This window comes from Bradyrhizobium sp. AZCC 2289 (genome assembly GCF_036924615.1).
Classification (GTDB): Bacteria; Pseudomonadota; Alphaproteobacteria; order Rhizobiales; family Xanthobacteraceae; genus Bradyrhizobium.
Genome location: NZ_JAZHRY010000001.1, coordinates 6,385,399 through 6,404,025, shown reverse-complemented (window position 1 = coordinate 6,404,025; position 18,627 = coordinate 6,385,399). Strand labels below are relative to the sequence as shown.

At 59.6% G+C, this 18,627-nt stretch carries 12 protein-coding genes and 1 pseudogene; 7 read left to right on the top strand and 6 right to left on the bottom strand.

What is annotated here, in order from left to right:
- Nucleotides 1-138: 138 nt before the first annotated feature.
- From V1289_RS30395 to V1289_RS30380, 4 genes are all read left to right on the top strand, one after another.
- On the top strand, nt 139-1,053 hold the full coding sequence (locus V1289_RS30395; protein WP_334401406.1) for a polysaccharide deacetylase family protein: 915 nt from the start codon (nt 139-141) through the stop codon (nt 1,051-1,053).
- Nucleotides 1,054-1,064: 11 nt separating this feature from the next.
- A complete protein-coding gene (locus V1289_RS30390) occupies nt 1,065-1,982 on the top strand; it encodes an NAD-dependent epimerase/dehydratase family protein (protein WP_334401404.1) in 918 nt (305 codons plus the stop codon).
- Nucleotides 1,983-2,092: 110 nt separating this feature from the next.
- Nucleotides 2,093-2,965, top strand: a complete 873-nt coding sequence (locus V1289_RS30385) for an ABC transporter substrate-binding protein (protein WP_334401402.1) — start codon at nt 2,093-2,095, stop codon at nt 2,963-2,965.
- A gap of 21 nt (nt 2,966-2,986) precedes the next feature.
- Complete coding sequence (locus V1289_RS30380; RefSeq protein ID WP_334401400.1) at nt 2,987-4,729, top strand: amino acid ABC transporter permease/ATP-binding protein; 1,743 nt, start codon at nt 2,987-2,989, stop codon at nt 4,727-4,729.
- Nucleotides 4,730-4,773: 44 nt separating this feature from the next.
- On the opposite strand, the gene V1289_RS30375 is transcribed toward V1289_RS30380, so the two are convergent.
- The gene (locus tag V1289_RS30375; protein WP_334401398.1) at nt 4,774-5,532 is read right to left on the bottom strand and encodes an SDR family NAD(P)-dependent oxidoreductase; all 759 of its coding nucleotides are present in this window, start codon (nt 5,530-5,532) and stop codon (nt 4,774-4,776) included.
- 716 nt (nt 5,533-6,248) lie between these two features.
- On the opposite strand from V1289_RS30375, the gene V1289_RS30370 reads away from it, so the two are divergent.
- Complete coding sequence (locus V1289_RS30370; protein WP_334401396.1) at nt 6,249-7,250, top strand: DUF4365 domain-containing protein; 1,002 nt, start codon at nt 6,249-6,251, stop codon at nt 7,248-7,250.
- A 62-nt stretch (nt 7,251-7,312) separates the two neighbouring features.
- Nucleotides 7,313-7,471 (top strand): annotated as a pseudogene (gene rpmD, locus V1289_RS30365) (50S ribosomal protein L30); the annotation flags it as partial.
- Nucleotides 7,472-8,842: 1,371 nt separating this feature from the next.
- On the opposite strand, the gene V1289_RS30360 reads toward rpmD, so the two are convergent.
- Nucleotides 8,843-9,877, bottom strand: a complete 1,035-nt coding sequence (locus tag V1289_RS30360) for a hypothetical protein (RefSeq protein ID WP_334401394.1) — start codon at nt 9,875-9,877, stop codon at nt 8,843-8,845.
- A 283-nt stretch (nt 9,878-10,160) separates the two neighbouring features.
- On the opposite strand from V1289_RS30360, the gene V1289_RS30355 reads away from it, so the two are divergent.
- Complete coding sequence (locus tag V1289_RS30355; RefSeq protein ID WP_334401392.1) at nt 10,161-11,339, top strand: restriction endonuclease; 1,179 nt, start codon at nt 10,161-10,163, stop codon at nt 11,337-11,339.
- Here the strand turns inward: V1289_RS30355 and V1289_RS30350 are convergent.
- Genes V1289_RS30350 through V1289_RS30335 form a run of 4 tightly spaced genes read right to left on the bottom strand, consistent with a single transcriptional unit; the run spans nt 11,336 to nt 18,625 of the window.
- Entirely contained in the window at nt 11,336-13,408 is a 2,073-nt protein-coding gene (locus V1289_RS30350; protein WP_334407736.1) for an AIPR family protein, read from the bottom strand. The two genes, V1289_RS30355 and V1289_RS30350, sit on opposite strands and share 4 nt — an antisense overlap.
- Nucleotides 13,408-14,379: a PD-(D/E)XK motif protein gene (locus V1289_RS30345; protein WP_334401390.1), complete on the bottom strand. Its 972-nt coding sequence runs from the start codon at nt 14,377-14,379 to the stop codon at nt 13,408-13,410. Before V1289_RS30345 ends, V1289_RS30350 begins: the two co-directional genes overlap by 1 nt.
- Nucleotides 14,376-17,132, bottom strand: a complete 2,757-nt coding sequence (locus V1289_RS30340) for a Z1 domain-containing protein (protein WP_334401387.1) — start codon at nt 17,130-17,132, stop codon at nt 14,376-14,378. Before V1289_RS30340 ends, V1289_RS30345 begins: the two co-directional genes overlap by 4 nt.
- Nucleotides 17,129-18,625, bottom strand: a complete 1,497-nt coding sequence (locus V1289_RS30335; protein WP_334401385.1) for an ATP-binding protein — start codon at nt 18,623-18,625, stop codon at nt 17,129-17,131. The genes V1289_RS30340 and V1289_RS30335 overlap by 4 nt, the downstream gene beginning before the upstream one ends.
- Between the last annotated feature and the right edge of the window lie 2 nt (nt 18,626-18,627).

The window sequence follows — 18,627 nt, the reverse complement described above, 5'->3', positions numbered from 1 at the left end:
TTGGCCTAGCTCGCAAGATTCGCGCCACAGCCATGTGGAGCCGCTGCCGCGCCGAACTTGGCCCGACATGTGCTTTGGAGCAGGCGATGACGGCGTCAGCGGCCGTCGAATGGAACCAGGCGATCGAGGGATGACGACATGACCAGTCCGGCGCGGGATTTTCGCGGCTACGGCAGCCAACCGCCCCATGCGCAATGGCCGGGCGACGCGCGCATCGCCATCAATATCAACCTGAATTTCGAGGCCGGCGGCGAGCGTTCCATCCAGGACGGCGACGGCACCTCGGAGAGCATGCTGAGCGACACCGGTTTCCCCGGCTATTCCGGCAAGCGCAGCCCGATCGTCGAGTCGGCCTTCGAATACGGCACGCGCGCGGGCGTCTGGCGAATCCTGAGGATTCTCAAGAAGTTCGACGTCAAGTGCAGCGTGCTTGGCGTGGTGAAGTCGCTGGAGAGAAACCCGGACGCGCTGGCCGCGTTCATGGCCGACGGTCATGAAATCGTCAGCCACGGCTACCGCTGGCTGGATTATCAATCGGTCGACGAGCCAACCGAGCGCGAACATATCCGCCTCGCGGTCGAGAGCATCAAGGCAATGACCGGCAAAGCCCCTGTCGGCTGGATGACCGGCCGGCCGAGCGAAAATACGCGGCGGCTGCTCGCCGAGCATGGCGGATTTCTTTACGACCGCGACACGCTCAACGATGAGTTGCCCTATTGGGTCGAGGCGGGCGGCGCGCCATACCTTGTCATCCCCTATTCCTATGAGACGAACGACAATCGTTACGACCACAACGGCTTCGGCACCGCCGACGATTTCGCGCGCTACATGATCGACTGTTTCGACATGCTCTATGAGGAAGGCATTGACCGGCCCAAAATCATGAGCATCGGCCTGCATGATAGGTTGGTCGGCCGGCCGGCGCGCGCGGTCGGCCTGGTCAAATTTCTCGAGCACGTGCGCCGGCACGACCGGGTCTGGTTCTGTTCGGGAGAGGACATCGCCGAACACTGGCGCAAGACGCATCCCCATCCCGGCGCCGGCAAATCTTGAAAAGCATTGCTTTGAAAAACATCCTCGTCACCGGCGCCGCGGGCCTTGTCGGTACAGCCGTCGTCCGCCGACTTGCGGCGGATGGACAATCGCTGACCGCGACCGACATGCGCGATGCGAATGTGCCGGATGGCGTGCGCTTTGAGGCCGCCGATCTGACGAACCAGACTGCTATGGCGGCTCTGCTGCGGAGCCACGCCGTCGATACCGTCATCCACTGCGGCGCGATTTCCGGGCCGATGGTGGCGGCTGACGATCCCCATCTTGTGGCTGCAGTCAATGTCGGCGGCACGCTCAATCTGGCCGAAGCGGCCAGAAAGGCCGGCGTTACGCGGTTTCTCGCGCTGTCGTCGACATCGGTCTACGGCCTACAGGCGACATTAAACCCGGTGACCGAAGACGCGCCGCTCAATGCCACCGACGTTTACGGCGCCAGCAAGATCGCCACGGAAGCGATCTTGCGCGCCTACCGGTATGATCTCGGTGTGCCCACGATCGTTTTGCGCATTGCGTCGGTCTATGGACCCGGCCGCACGACCGATTGTTTCATTCGTGACTTGATCCGCAGCGCAGCCGCCGGGACAGCCATCAGCCTGTTCGATGAAGGCGGCTTCCGGCGTCAAATCATCCACATCGACGACGTAGCTCGCAGCATCGTTCAAAGCATTTCAGCCAAGGTTTGGAATGACTTCGCCTACAATATCGGCGGCGGCGAGTGGCTGACCGAACGCGAGCTTGCCGCATTGGCGGCGAGTATCCTGCCGCGACTTCAAGTCGCCGCGGTTTCGGCGCCGGCCAGGTGCATCGACGGCTATATGGGTCCGCTCGACTTCAGTCGGGCGTCAGCCGCTTTCGGTTACGCACCGCAGACAGATATAAGTCAGGGCATCGCGTCTTACGCCGAACATCTTGCCGTAGAAGTTCACTGACTGACCCAGAACCGAAGTGGCAAGCTTTTTGCTTAGTTCTGATTGCGCACATCTGACCGCACACAGGATCCGTTTGGACATCCTCAAAGATCGGCAAAGGAGTATCGTCTATGTCTCGTTTGAAGGGTTCACTCTCGGCGTTAAGTTCTCTCGGACTCGTCGCCGCTCTCCTTGTCAATGCGACGCCAGCATCGGCCGAAGCCAAGTGCGAACCGGATAAGGTTGCGACGAAGTATCCAACCATCGCCGGCAAGACTCTCAAGATAGGCCAGGACGGCGAGAGCCCGCCCTACAGCTTCCGTGATCCGAAGGACTTCAAGAACCTGATCGGTCTCGACGCTGACCTCGCCCGCGAAACCTTTGCATGCGCCGGCATCAAAATCGAATTCGTCACCGGTGGCTGGTCGGGACTGCTGCCGGCCGTCATCGCCGGCCAGACCGACATGATGTGGGACACGCTCTATTATACTCCGAAGCGCGCCCAACAGGCCGATTTCGTCACCTATCTGACGGCCGCAACCGGCGCCCTCGTCGCCAAGGGTAATCCGCTAAACATCAAGTCGCTCGACGATGTTTGCGGCAAGCGCGCGACCGTCGGTCTCGGCACCGTCGAAGAAGCCTCGTTCCGCGAACTCAGCAAGAAATGCGCGACCGATAACAAGAAAGAAATCTCGCTGGTAACCTACCCCGACATGCCGGGCGGAACACGCCTGATCGCGAACGATCGCGCCGATGTCATGACGACCGACCTGAACATGGTGAACTCGTTCATCAAGGGCAATCCGACTGCGTTCGACCGCGGCTTCATGATCGTCAGCGATTACAAGATCGCCGTCGGTTACACCAAGGGCAACAAGGATCTCGGCCAAGCCATTCTCGACGGCCTGACCGTTCTCAAGGAGAGCGGCAAGATGAAGGAGATTTTCGAGAAGTATGGTGTCGATTATTCGCTCGCGCGGGCCAACGAAATTTTGACCAAGTAGCCGCAATTGAAGAGAATGGCGATGCGATTGAACGAATCGCGTGCGGCCTTGCCACACGCGATTCTCGCTTTTCTCCTTGTCATGGCATCCGTCGCGCCGGCCCTCGCCGCCGAAGGCCCACCACTGAAGCCGTGGCAGGAATTTCTCTCCTACATTGTCGAGCCCTTCCTTTTGGAAGGCGCGCTGCTCGCACTGCAAATTTCCGCGCTCGCCATGATCGGCGGCATCACGCTCGGGCTTGGCCTGGCGCTGATGCGCTTGTCGCATCACCCCGCCATTCGCGGCTCGGCCTGGTTTTACATCTGGTTCGTGCGCGGAACGCCGCAGCTCCTGCAGCTGGTGTTCCTCTATGACGCGCTGCCACCGCTCGGCATCAAGCTCGACACATTCACGACCGCGGTCCTCGGCTTTGCCTTGAATGAAGCCGCTTTCAGCGCTGAAATCATTCGCGGCGGCATCATGTCGGTCAACCGCAACCAGAATATCGCTGCAACCTCGTTCGGCATGGGTCGGTTTCTGACCTTGCGGCGTATCATCCTGCCGCAAGCCATGCGCGCGATCCTGCCTGGCATGTCGAACGACGTCATCGGCATGATCAAGGGCACGTCGATCGCCTCGGTGATATTCGTCAACGAACTGACGTTCCGCAGCCAGCAGATCGTGGGCCAAAACTTCAAGTTCTTCACGGTGTTCGCCGCAGCCGGTGTCATCTACCTGATCATGACCAGCGCGGTGTCCGCCTGTCAGGCCTTGCTCGAGCGCCGTTTCAACATCGAGATCGATCGCGAGGCCGGACGTGGATCAGGCCTCAGCTTTTTCAGCTTGTCGCTGTCGCTACCCGGCTTTGGACCGAAGCCAGTCGAGCTTCCTGCGCCGGCCGCACTGGCGCCAGCGCCTGCGACGAAAGACAATGTTGCAGCCGCCGCATCGCTCGACTGGATCCGCAACATCACTAACCCGACCAGCGCCGAACTCGATGTCGAGCAAAAGCCCTTTGTCGAATTCAGGAATGTGCACAAGGCCTATGGCTCGCGTGAAGTGCTCCGCGGCATCGATCTGACCGTCAAGAAGGGCGAGGTTGTCGTCGTCATGGGGCCGAGCGGCTCCGGCAAGAGCACGCTGCTGCGACTCGTCAATCACCTCGAATCGCTCGACTGGGGCGAGATTTTCGTCGAAGGAAAATATGTCGGCTATCAACGCCGCTACAACAAGATGCGGCCGATACGGGATCTCGCCAAGGCCCGCGCCGACGCCCGGATCGGTATGGTGTTCCAGCACTTCAATCTGTTTGAGCATCTCAGCGCGATCGAGAACGTGATGGAAGCGCCGGTTCAGGTCTATGGCGAGAAGCCGGAGACGGCGCGCACCCTCGCCCTCAAACTTCTCGCCAGCGTCGGACTGAGTCAGCACGCCAGCAAACTGCCGCATCGGCTGTCCGGCGGCCAGCAGCAACGCGTCGCAATCGCCCGTGCGCTTGCTATTTCGCCGCGCCTGATGCTGTTCGACGAACCAACCTCCGCACTCGATCCCGAACTGGTCGGCGAAGTGCTCGGAGTTATGCGAAGACTAGCTGAAGCCGGCATGACGATGATCGTCGTCACCCACGAAGTTCGTTTCGCGCAAGAGGTTGCCGACCGCGTCGTATTCATGGACGAAGGCATGATTATCGAGCAAGGCACGCCTGCAGAAGTGCTCGGCGCGCCGAAGCACGAGCGCACCCAGCGCTTCCTTCGCATGGTCGAACGCGAGGCGGACCCGGTCTGACGGTCGCGAACGAGGACGCTTGCCCGTTGATGGCAAGAAGACATTCACGGCATGACGTCGCCGCCGTTCGGGTGCAACGTTTGCCCGACGTAGAAGTCGCCATCGGCAGATGCGAGCAATACCGCCGATGGCGCGATCTCTTCCGGCCGACCGACACGCCGCAGCGGTAGGCTGCCGGCCTTCCACGCCTTCCATTCGTCGCTCAGCGTGTCGTTGAGCCGTGTATCGACCGGCCCCGGCGCGATCGAGTTGACGAGAACCCCGTGCGGCGCGGCTTCCTGCGCGAAGGCGCGGGTAAAGCCAACGACACCGGCCTTGGCGGCGCTGTAATGCGCGAGACCAGGCGCACCTTTGTAGGCCAGATTGGAACTGATGTTGATGATGCGGCCAGAGCCGCGCGCCTTCATGCCGATATAGGCCAGTTGCGAAAGTACGAAGGTGGCGCGCAAATGCACATTGACCATCCAGTCGAATCTTTCGAGAAGAATGTTCTCGACCTGGACCTCCTCGCTGACGCCGGCATTGTTGACGAGGATATCTACCTGGCCCAGCGCCGCCTCCGCCTCGATATAGAATGCACGCGCCGCTGCGGCGTCGCCGATATCGCAGTGATAGGCAAAGCCGCGTTGGCCAAACTGCTGCACGTCCGCCACCACGCTCGCAGCTCCATCGGGGTCATCGACATGACAAAACGCAACATCGGCGCCTTCCTCGGCAAAGGCATGGGCGATCGCTGCGCCGATGCCCCTGCTTCCGCCGGTGATGAGCGCCTTTTTGCCGATGAGTTTTGGCGTTCTGGACATCACGATCCTGCAACTTCAGCTGATGTTCTACTCGCAAATAGCATGCCACCGCGATCGGTCATGCCGAAACCAAACTAGGCAGCTTGCCATGGGCTCCGAACCACCACGCGCCACTTCGATGGGCTTGAACAGGTACGGTTTTTGCTAGGAACGCTCCGAAGCCGTTTGCATTCCGAAGAGGTATTTGGATGATAAGGGTGCTCCGAAAGATATTTGAGCTGGCTTACGGCGATTACCTTGCGTTGGAATATGGGCGCTACGCTCACAGTCTGAGTCCTAGCGATTCCGTATCGAACACATGCAACACGCATGACGTCTTCGCTGCAATTTGGCACGACTGACCTGCCCCGCGGACACGAATGGATCGGACGGTGAACAGGGTCCCGAAACGAATTCGAGGCAGACCCGAGCTACGATGCGCTACTCCGATAGATCGCGATGAACGGCAAGCATCACGTGATGCCGTTGCGTGGCTGCGAACGGGCGGGCTCGACGAGGCGATTCGTCACGCGCTAGTCCGGGGGTAACTGAACGACGCGGTCGCCTGCGTTTGGTCGACAGCAGGAGAGGTGTACAGGCTCCGCCACAACCTGTATTCAGACGCAGCTTAATGGCTCGGTGCTCGGGGCGCGCGAGCACTGACAGCTGATTTGATTCTCGACCGCCGAGATCACTGCAATCGACGGCGTGGACGCAATTCACCTAGGAGAAATGACATGCTTCCAAAGTCAGGGCACACCTATACTCAGGAGCGTCGCGGAATAGCAGCGGTTCAGAGCTTTGCTGCTGGCACCGGGCAGATTTGGCGGGAGACGAACACCGGGGACGTAGGCATCGATGGTCACTTAGAGTTCGTGAATGCTGAAGGTTTTGCAACAGGCAAAACGGTTGCCCTGCAGGTGAAATCTGGACCTTCCTTTTTTACCCACCAAGTACCTACCGGCTGGAAATTCTATCCTGAGCCAAAGCACAGGTCATATTGGGAGGGCTATCCGCTGCCCGTGATCTTGGTGTTGCACAACCCGGATATGGCTGCATCGTATTGGGTAGATGTGCGCCAGTGCCTTCGCTCGCCTGCCAGCTCCGAGGACGCCTATGTACTCGTTCCACATCAGAACATGTTGGATGAGCACGCCGTGCCGCAGATATTCGAGACCGCTGGCGCTCAAGTGGACCCTTTCATTTATGATCTCGATGATGTTGTGAGGGAGATGGTCGCTAGGAGATCGCAAAATGGCTCATTTCCCATTTCGTATTTTGACCTATTCACGCAGGGCTTAACCAACCTTGCCCGATCAGTGTACTTCCACATGGATTTGGCCTCAAACGCGGCCGAGTGGTATCTGGCAGAGAGCGGTTCGGAATTCGGCGTGGGCGTTGGTGAAGGGGAACACGAGTTTCTATTCGGATACGTACGATTTTTGCTGGCGCAGAACTTGGCGAACGTCGATTTCGCCGATTGTCTCATAGACTGGATTGACCGCAAGATGCAGCCCCGCTTTGTGGCCCCCCTCACCGCGAGAGGCAGGCGGCTCGTAAAGGCAATTCACGCAATGGAAGCCGAGATGATAAAGGCGGGCCAATTGCCCAACGAGGAATATCTACACGTAGCGCAGGAGGGCTTCTTTGCTATGATACCTGCATCCTATTTTCGTCGGCTCCCAAGAATTCAACGATTCCAGGAGGTGATCGAAAGCAACCTGCTGGCAAAGAAGTGAAAAGCTCCAAACCACCGTATTCCAGCCCCCGCGAAGAAGCAGGAACAAAGCAACCATCAGTCATCCAAATTCAGCAGATCAAGAGTCCGATCCGTCGCCATCATCGGCAGCGGGAAACCTTAATCGGCCTTGGTCTCAACCGGATCGATCGTGTCGCCCTTGTTCCAGCGACCCCCGCTTCGCGTGGTATGATCGCCAAGGTGCAGCATCTAGTTCGCGTGCGCATCGAACCATTGTCGTCTCATCGCTTCGATGGCTTGGCCGGATATGCGCGGGCGCCGATGACCCGGGTGCTGTTTGAGGAGATCGAATGGTTCTCCACTCCAGGCGAACGCGTGCTCGGAATACTTGTGCGCGACAATACCGATCACGATTTCGGCTGGATCATTTTAGCTCGCGACGAGCATTTCCGCTTTCGCGCTATCGACGTCGGTCATTCACAGCCAACGCAAAAGGCGGCACGCGATCAACTTTTCGCGTCCATGACAGCCCAAAACGCTGCGAGCGCCCAATCGCACCATCAAGGAGATGCTAAAGGCAAGCCAACCGATTTCTTTACGCCGGTCACGCCAGAAGACCGACTCAACCCTCTCTTCAAGATACTGTCCAACGACGAGCGCTACTCGCCCGCGCGCGGCATCATCGAGGCGATGATGCGCTGGTATGGAGACGCCGACGGCAATTTCGTCGAGCAATTCCAAACGACAGGATTCAACCCACGGATTTGGGAGCTCTACCTATTCGCCACTTTCACCGAGCTAGGATATGCGCGCTCGGAAGAGTTCGCGGTACCCGACTTCTTGCTATCGGGCCCGTTCGGCAGCTTCGGCGTGGAAGCAACCACCGCAAACCCCCCTGGCGCGGAGATTCCGAACGACAAAGCTGAGCTCCAGCGGTTTATCGAAAATTTCGTCCCCATCAAAATCGGTCGGGCGCTACGAACGAAGCTAGATCGAAAAACTCCCTATTGGGAGATGCCACAGATGAAAGGACGACCGTTTGTCCTCGCGGTCCAGGACTTTCATTTTGCCAATGCGATGCAAATGGTGGTTTCTGCGGCCACGGAATACGTGTTCGGCGTCCGTCATAGCCTCAACAAAGGTTTGAAAGTGGAATGGATCGACGAGCATGTCTGGGAAGGGCTGCGCGAAAAATCAGGTTTCTTTCGCTTACCCAATGCTGAGCATATCAGCGCAGTAGTTATCAATTCTCAAGGCACGCTGCCGAAGTTCAACCGGATGGCTTACCTGGCAGAATTTGGCAACAGGCGTATCCGCATGGTCCGCACCGGCTTTGCCCGCGGCGAGCACAATCCGGGCAATCCAATGCCGAAGCCCTTCGTTCATGAGGTATATGCGCCCGCTTACAACGAAAGCTGGGTCGAAGGCATGGTCGTGCTTCATAATCCGAACGCGCTCATTCCGCTCGACCCTGAGCTCATTCCAGGGGCGAGCCATGAATTTCTCCAGCCGGACGGCCGTATTATGTCACTTGTACCGGACTTCCATCCGGTATTCTCGATGACAGCAATCTCGATCGGATAATAATCAATGAGAGCGTTGGTGCGCCAGCATCGCGTGTACGCGATGTGCTCAACTCGATGACCAAGTCCGACTATGCTGGTCGAGCCCCGGAAAGCTGATGCGCTTCCGGCCTTCGCGCCTAAAATTCACGACCGCTATCTGGTGGTTGGCGAGGGCTTTCTGGAAGTTCAGGTCCTCGACCGGGTTCTCCACGACAAGGAAGCGCCTCGGCGGCCGAGCCTGGGCGGCACCGTAGACGACGAGTTGCCCGATGGCGGTGTAGAGCGTAGAGGTGTCCTGGTTCGTCTTGATCTCGAAGAGGTGGCGAAGCTTCCCGTCCTTCGTAAGGCTGTACAGGTCCGGCTTCATCTCTTTGTGCTCTGACGTGAAGGTACAGAGCCCGCGTCGCTTGAGTTCGCGATGAAGTTCATCGACAATCAGGTCGTGCCATCGGTCGATTTCATACTCCGCGCTTCGGGTGCCTGATGTCTTGCCCACGTACCCCTGCTTGTAAGTAGGCCCTTGCGGAACGTGATCTGCGAGCCTTCCCTCCCGGGCGAGACCGCGGAGGCGCTGGGCCTCGCTGACAAATGCCCCTAGACGCTTGGTGAACCCCAGCTGCCCGATTGCTCCGATGACGAACAGGCGTTCGACCTTCCCATTTGGCCAGAGCGCCTGCTGCTTTGAAAAGCCGTTGACCTGCTGTTCAAATGACCGGGCGTCAACGACGCCAGTCCTGCCACCCTTCAGCTCTCCCTTGTGCGCGAGATAGGTGTTGCCGGCTTCGTCGACCAGGACGCGGCCGGTCAGGTACCGGTCAATTTGCCTGGCAGCGAAGTTTATTTCGATCGTCGGAACCTGGACGGGCCCGGGAGCAACATCGATCCCATAGCAGAACTGCCATCGTTTCCATTCTTCGGACCACCACATGTAAGACCAGAGCTGGTCATCCGACCGATATTGGAGGCGCGCATCGGCAATCTTTTCGGCAGGGCCGGGCCAGACAAGCCTGCGGATGTAAACCTCGGCGCCAGCACCGAGCTGTGCCTTCAATAGCCTGGAGGCCCGGGCTGTATCCCGCGGATCAGCCGCAACCATTAACATCGACAGCACCCACGTCTTTCAAAGGACCACCTCTCTTGTTGGCACCGTGCCTCACTACCCAACACTAGGCAACCATTAGGAGGTTCAGTGTCCGCCGGTCATGCCGGCGTGCGGTCGTGCTGACTGGCACAAGTGGCAGCATCCGTACACCGCACTGCAAGATTGCCTTGCAACGACTTGATGCGCCGGACATCGGACAAACAGCACCAGATCGAAGCAGGACTGATCCGATGGGGACTTGCGTCAATTCCTCTGCCGAGAGAGCATGAGCTGGGAGGGGCACGTGAAAATAATATCATTCGACCAGCTGGCTACGTCTGATCTTTATGTTGACGCCTGCTACAAGGGGCGCCGCGTTAGCAATGCGGGAGCTGATCCGCTTCCTCGCCTGCTGCGAGTTGATAGCCAGGGCGGTTTCCGCAAGCGAGGAAAGGTGGCGGGCAAGCTGCACATGCTTGTCCTGACCTCCAGTCTCGCTGATTCGGATTGGCCGGATTCGCTCGATCGCGAGACGGGAGTCTTCACCTATTACGGCGATAACAAGGAGCCGGGCCGCGAACTCCACGATACCGGTCGCGACGGCAATCTCATGCTGCAGAAGATATTTAACGCGGCCCGTTCAGGAGTTGAGGGGCGACGCGAAGTGCCACCCACCTTCATCTTCAGCGGGGCGGGCACGTGGCGCGACATGATCTTCCTCGGGCTTGCGGTGCCGGGAGCATCCGACCTGGACTCATCCGAGGAGCTTGTCGCGATCTGGCGGACGGCTGGAGGTCAGCGGTTCCAGAACTACCGCGCCAGATTCACGGTGCTGGATGCGTCGGTCATTTCCCGGGCCTGGATTGACAGTTTGATTGCCGGAGAACCCGAGGACGCGCTTGCTCCGGATGCTTGGCAGACATGGGTAAGGACAGGACGTCGTCGAGCGCTCATGTCGACGCGCTCTCTGGAGTATCGGAGCAAGATCGAACAGCTGCCCGCGGAAAAGGACGGCGAGGCCATGGTCCAGGTTATCCGGGACCATTTCAGGGAAAGCCCTCACGCCTTCGAACACTGCGCTGCCGCCATCACACGGTTCATGATGCCGGATGTCGTGACGCTGGACGTAACGCGGCCTTCTCGTGACGGCGGACGCGACGGTGTCGGCCAGCTTCGCGTCGGCACGGGGCCGAGCGGCATCCTTGTCGATTTTGCTCTGGAAGCGAAGTGCTACTCGTCGTCAAACTCGGTTGGCGTCCGGGAAATGTCGCGGCTTATTTCTCGACTCAGACACCGTCAGTTCGGTGTTCTGGTAACTACCAGCTGGGTTGATCTGCAGGCTTACAAGGAAATCAAGGAGGACGCGCACCCGATCGTAGTCGTCTCGGCAGCTGACATTGTCGATCTGCTTCGCAGAAACGGCAAAGGTAGCGCTGCGATAGTCGCCACCTGGCTTGCCGAGGAATTCCCCAGAGCCACCTAGGAAATAGCCGCAGCTTCTGCAGCGGCGGATACTTCGATCACGCCGGCACGTGCACATGCCTGATAAGCCTCAAGTGCGGGCTTGGCCTGTTTCGCAGATGGCTTCTTGTCCCATCCTCCGGCGGCGTAACTGGCTAGCGTTCGACAGATGGCCGCGACCTTCCAGTGGACCGCACCAGCCTTGTAGCCGCGCTCCGCAACCTCAAGCCACGTTGCTGCAGTAACGTTCATGCATTGCTCGATCCGCTCATAATCAGCAACCGAATGCGCTCTGGGTTGGGCTGTTGCGACTTCGTCGCCATCGACTACACCGGCATAAGACAGTTCCGGCGGGAGAGGGTCAGAAAGCGCGGGTAACCCGTTCACGATATCCAGCCAGCACTCCTCTTTCTTGAACCATTCGCTTGGATTCTTCTGGCCGGCGGATTGGCGCAGCAGCGTGTCGATCTGCGGAGCCCATGCCTCGACCAGCGTTTCAAGTTCGGTGCTGACGGACTGCCGGGACCACAGCCGTTCGAAGTCCATGCGGCCTCCGGTCTTGTGGGCCAGGCCGGAGACCACATAGGCCGTGATCTGCGCTCCGTAGGCGGGAAATTTCATGGCCCGAATCTTCTTCTCGGCGGCGCGATAAACAATGGCCTTTGCAACGAGCCGCTTGAACCACGCCGCGTCAGGCGGCGGCGGTGCGCTGTCCTTCATCCGCTGCATGAAATGCTGGAAGTTCTTCTGCCCGCCGAGGCAGACGCGGAAAGGCAGGCCGTCCCAGGCGGTGAGATAACGAGCCAAGTCAAGCTTGCTGAGCCGCCGCTGCTTGGGCGTCTGCGCACGGAATGTCTGCTGGTCGGACTTCCGGTAGGCTGCCTTTGCCTCCGCGGCCAAGTAGGAACCTCGGGCGCGTTCGTAGAACCAGCGACCCTTTCCGTCATTGAGCCACGTATTGTTGGCCAGCGTCTCGATCTCCTGATGGAAGGGATCGCCGGCCGAGAAGTCAGCGAGCTGGACGGTATTCTGCCGGTTTGCTGCTCGTGAGATGGAGGCAACCATCTCGCTCAGGTCGGCACCGCCGACCTTGATGATCTTGATGGGAACGGCGACGTTTCCGAGGTTGAGGCTGTCCTTGCGACGCGCGCGGTGGAGTGAAGCGGTGGTCTGTCCGCCATTGACAATCTGCAGACCTTTGAGCGACTTGATTGACAGTCGACCAGCCTGATCATTGACGATTTCAAGGTCGTCAACCGTTGCGACGATGCCGTTGTTGTAGGCCAGGAACATCGATGGCTGGTCGGCGATGGTGCGTCTGAGTTCTGCGTTGACGCTCTTTCGGCCTTGCAAGCCAAGGAACGCGCGCACGTTCAATTCGAGCAGACGCACGCCATAGCGGTCATAGATGCGTGAAAGCGCTTCGCCCGGCAGCACAGAAAGATAGGCGTCGTATTCTCCAGCCTGACTAGGGACGTGCAGACAGGGGACGGGAGCGCCTGTCAGAGCCTGCAGGTCGACGGCGATGTCGGCGCGCGTCTCGCCCTCGCCAAGAATTCTCTGCAGCCGCACGATATCGTAGGTATCAAAATCGACTTTGCGATCCCGCCAGTCGGTTGATCCGGCGGTCTTGTCGACTAGGCCGTTCGTGAGAAGGATGATCTTGACGCTTCCGAGCGTCGACCCCTGAGCCTCGATGAGCCTCGCAAGGTCGCTGGCATCGCTGTTGGAAGGTTCGAGCTGCGCGGCAAGACCCTCAATGCAGGCGTTGACGAAACGAATGGCACGCTCGAACGCCCGCGTCACTTCGGCCTGGGGTATCCGGGCCGGCGGAAGGTCCTCGCGGTAGATCGTCGTGTACAGTTCGAGCCGAGACCGATCCTCGTCGAACGAGTAGCCATCAATGCGATAGATCGAGTTTCGGACGCGGCCTTGCTGGAACAGCGGAAACGTACCTTCCAGCTGCTCGGCATCCTCAAGGCGCTCAAGGACGAGACGCGTGAACACTTCCTCTGAAAAAGGAATCTCGGTCAGGCCGTCGTTGACGTCGCTGACGAACTCCTTGGCGAAACGCTGTACCGCGTCGTCCATCACACCGAGGCCCCGCTCTGAAACTGTTCAAGGACCGATGACGCTGATGTTGAAAAGCCCGTGAGAGCGCGAACGTCCAGAGCATATTGGGCATCACTCACAGCCTGCGGAACGCTGGTCCTGTCCAGCCGTGGAAAGGCGGCCCCGACATTATAGGCTTCGATCGTTCTGATCTCGACGTGCGGGCTGGACCTGGCGACCGTATCGTCCGGCATCAGCCCTCGCCTGAGGAGGGCGTTTTCGAAAGTTCTGCGGGATGGCTCTTCAAGCCGCGTCACGATGTCAGACACGATAGCTCCCAGAGTTGTGCCCTCAGGCGATTCAATCAGCCGGACATGCAGTAGGTCAAGGCGTCTGAGGCCTGTCGTGTCGAGCTGGTCGAGGGTGGCGATACGGACCTGGGACGAGGGACCAAGGCTGCTCTTCACTTCCAGCGCATGACCCTCCCGGTGAAAGTCATGAAGGCCGTCGTCAGGTGCCGCCCAGAAGCCGAATGCCGAGCGATCCAAAGCGATCAGCTCTCTAAGGACGAGAAGCTCGCCGATCAGACCGGTTGCCTCTTCGCGAGAAAGGCCGCTGTTGCGTTCGCGAAGGAAGCGACGCCACGCCTCAAGCCGGTCAAGAAACACCAGCAGCGATCGGTCATTTCCTTCCGAAGCGGAAATGGCGTCAGCGCAGACGGTGGTAAAGAGATCGATCCTGTCCCGGTCTTCGAGGGAAAGGACAAGAAGAGGGCCTCGTTCATCACGAACAACGCCAAGGCGCATGCCGCCTACTTCGAAGTGATCTTCCGCGGGCGCGATCCCCTCGATGACCAGACATGGGGCGTTATCAACAGCTCGCAGCGCGGCATGTACGTCAAGCTGCAGCTGATCCGAGAGTCGTCGCGTCCGGTATGCTCTGCTCTGTGCGAAATGGCCGGCAAGTTCTTGCCACGCTTCACGAAGGCGTTCAGACCAGAGCGGATTCATTCCTGCTCCTCTCGGCTTCGCACGGTATTCTCAAGATACAGCCGTCGCCGCGCCGTGGGGCTGTCAGGGAAGCTCACGACGACACCGATGACCGGTCGGTCGGTGTCCATTTTGGGTACGCTGGGATCGAGGGGGTAGATGATCAGCAGGCCGTTCTGCGGCCGCCGGCCACGCAGATCGCGGATGCTCGGCCCGGAAGGACGATCAGTCGCCGGCTTGCTGACGGCCTGGCGTTCACTGTTGGTCTCGGCCAGTGCTGCGGTGAATTCGTCCTCGGTTAGGTCGATGGCCTCGTCGAACGGACTCAGAATCGTCTTTACGATGTAGCGGTCTTCAGCTCCTTCATCTCGCGGGGTACGCTTCACGGATTTGATCTGACGGCCGCCGACACTGACAGTTCTGCCGTCAGCGCCGGGCAGGAACACGGTCCATTCGGTGAGCTCGTTCTGCGTGATCTGCGCGCGGATATACTGTGCGAGCTTGCCGCCTTCGATCTGCAGACTCTCAGGAGGAAACGCGAGCCCCGACAGAAACTCAGCTATCGCGCGACCGGAAACATTGCTCCACAGCTCGCCTTTGGCCGTCTTCCCCGCCGAGCCGGGTCGAACAGGCGAATCTCTGCCCTGGCCAAGGCTCTCAACGAAAGCATCGGTTGCCGCTGCGTTCTGTTCGACCAGCCCTTTGTCGCGGAACATCACCGTCTGAATCTTGCCTTCACCGGCAAAGCTCACCTGCCGCGGCGTCGCATGGCGCTGCTTGCCGGGCGCGGTGACATTGAGAATACTGTGTCCTTCCACCCTGAGGCCATACTCCTTCGGAGTCGCGCCGGTCTGCTGCATATGGATAAATTCGGAGCGCAGTTCCTTGTTGGCCGTAGCAACGTGCGTGAACCAGTCCTCCATGTCAGGCGTCGTATAGAGCCGGCAGACATCCGCGAACCCGCGCCTGTAGCCGAACCAGCGCCCCATCTGCAGCAGACTGTCGTACTGACGGGCAATTCGCAGAAAGTAGCTGACCGTCAGGCCTTCGAGGGTAAGGCCACGCGAGAGCTTGTCTCCACCAACCGCAATGACCGATCGGCCTGTTTCCTTGTAGCTGTCGTAGTCGATATCATTCTTCGATTTGCCGTTGGCGAGGATGACCTGAATCTTGTCCGAGCTGTCCGGCAGGAAGTCGAGAACCTGCGACCAGGCCGACCTGATCGTCTGCCGTCCGAAAACCGTCGGGGCCAACTCATCCGCGGCAGGCTCGAAATCTTCGAGCCACATGCGGTGAAGTCGATCGATGGTCTCGCGATCACCGCCCGAGACGAGGGCGCGGGTATTGACGAGATACGCTTCGACCTGACGGTGCACAACCTGATGCACATCGACGAACCGCGAGACGTGTATGAGCATGGAGTTGTGTTCACGGCCCTGACCGCGCGCGGCACGCGAAGCGCACGCCAGCAGAAACGCATCTATCGATCTCTCCAGACTCGGCGGAATCGCGTCCTGTCCGTCGAATCTTGGAACAAGCGTCCTGTCGTGCTTGTCAGGTATCCAGGCTTCAGCTGTCTGGTCAACATGACGAATGAGAGGCAGCCCCTCGTCGTCACCCTCATCATTGGTGCCGAAGACCGCGGCAGGACCGAAATAGTCGTCCGGCGGGGTAAGCGAGACGATGAACGTTGCGGGGAACAGGTCGGCGCCATAGTCCTGGGCGCGACGTTCATCGTGCATGAGGATGTTGGCAAAAGGTGTAGCGGTGTAGGCGACATAGGCCGACCGCTCGAACGCATATAGCAGCTTGCGGATTTCGCCGTTGATGCGTTTGGGGTCATAGTCTTCGTCGAATGTACCGTCCGGCAGCAGAGGCTGATCTCCGGTGTCGACTGAGGCTTGGTCCGCCTCGTCGTCGATGACTAGCAGAGGCGCGGCACGAGATTCATCGGGAAGGCGCTTGATCCAGCGGTTCAGATTCTGCAGCACCTTGCCCTGTTTCTTCACCACAAGAAGACATGGCTGGCTCAGCGGCGCGAAGTTGGCCTGGTTGGCTACCTTCTGACTGAAATCTCCTCCAATCGACGAGACCGTAAGGCTGTCGACAATAAGGCGAGGATTGATCCTGCCAACGCCGATAGGAATACGCCTTCCGGTGTCGCTAAAGGATTTCGGGTCGGTATCGTACCCGAGAAAGTCCTTGTCGAGACGCTTCTGCGTCTGCAGCCGAAGAACATTGTGCATGCCGGCAAGTACGACAATGACACGATAGCCTGCGTCAGCGGCACGGTTGATCACACCGGCATAGTGCGCAGTCTTTCCGGACTGCACGTCACCCACGACGAGGCCTCTCCAATCCCAGGGGCCGAGGCGGTCCGGATCGTCGAGCACCTCCAGGACACGCGCGGTGCTTTCACGAAGCTGGCGCACCGACTCGTCCGCCCAGTCGCTCTCTTCAAGTTTCTGAAGATATCGCTCCATGAACGGGCCGGGCTTGCGTCGTTCTCCGACATACCATTCGGGCGGACGGCTGCGATCCGTCAGCGAAATTGATGGTCCCTGTTCGACGACGAAGATCGTTTCAAGCGAGCGGATGGCCGTCGCGATTTCATCCGCAGAATACGAACGGCCGGTGGCCGCGCCCGCAGTCGGTACGACCAGTTGAACAACCTGTTCGATCGCGCCACGGTCAACCAGCGCTCCACCTTCCTTGCGCATCAGCAGGAATTGACGAGCGCTGACGATCAGCGCAGCTACCGGGTCGCCGCTCATGCTGCAGCTCCCAGAATTTCGAGCAGATGGTTGCGCAGTCGGGCTGGTGGCTGAGGCAGGTGCCGCAAGAGAAGATCAACCCGCGCCGCGGCGGGAAGCGTCGTTGGAAGGATCTTGGCAAGCTCGGTCAGACTTCCGGTGAGCTGATCCAGCTGTTCATCGTCCATGGCGCGGATGGGTGCCCCCTGAGCCTCGGAGATGTCGAGCCAGATCCTTTCGACAGGCACCGACTGTTCGATGAGTGTCAGCAGCGCGTCGAACTGCTTGCGCTCAGCCTTCAGGCCATCGGCGAATGCGGCGAGGGCTGGATGCTTCCGGTTGATACGGTAGTTCGTGCCGTTGGGACCCGCACTGGCGAGCCACAAGGGATCACTATTTGCTTCCTGGGATCGCGCACGCGGGCCCAGGCCGCGCCAGACGAAGACTTCACGCGCCTGCGCCCTGCAATGTTCTGCAATCGCTGTGAGCCTTGCCCGCAAGGCGCCGGGAGGTCTGGCGTGGGATTTTCTGACATCGATGCGCCAGTCGGCGTCCAGCTCGGTTGGAAGGTCGACCTGAATGCGTGCGAGCCGGCTGGACTCGTCGCGGGTCCACGCACGGGCTCCTCCAAGACCCAGCCAGCTCCCGGCCACAAGAAGCCGCTTTGCACGATAGACATAGAAGCCCTGACGCGCGTTCCATCCTCCAGGGCCGCCTGCGGCTTCATATTCCGCATCGTTGGTGAAGCGGTCTCGGTGGGGAAGAATATAGGGTTTTACCTCGAAGCTGGAGCTGCCGTACCGGATTCGCTCCGACCGCATTTCGATGATCGAGGCGTGGTTCTTCTGAAAGGGGTCCCAGGGCTTCACGGTTCGCCCATTCGTAAGAATGCAAATGCGCCTGGTATCTTCGCCGAGGAACCGATGAAAAACCATGCCGAGGTGGGCGCGGATGTCCTGAAGGCGCAAATAGAAGGCGTCCTTTTGAAGCCCGGACAGCCCTCCCAGCGAGTCCATGCGATCCCACAGGACTAGCGTCCCGTGTTCAAGCTGGAGCAGTTTTGTGGCCAGCGGGTGTTGCGGTAACATCGCCGGCTCGGTCGCAAACCATCCGCGCTTTGCAATCTCGTCAACGTCGAGGACCATGGCAGATGTCCCGCCGGCCGCCCTGCTGACGATCGTAAGCCTGCGGCACTGGGACAGCGATGCCGTCTTCAGCCCCAGCCCGAACCTGCCGAGGTCGCCGGCCGTTCGCGTCGAAGTTGGACCGCTGCCGCCGAAGCGCAGAGCTTCGACCAGAGTGGCGCGATCCATGCCATTGCCGTCATCCAGCAGCGCAGCCTGCGGATGTCCATCGTTCCATTCGAGTTCAAGTTCAATGGTTGCCGCCTCTGCCGCAATACTGTTGTCGATCAGGTCGGCGACGGCGGTTTCCGGCGAATAACCCAGACCCCTGAGGGACTCTACAAGAGCTGCTGCCGAAGGCGTGATCTCGACCGGCCGCTCTTTTGCCATGT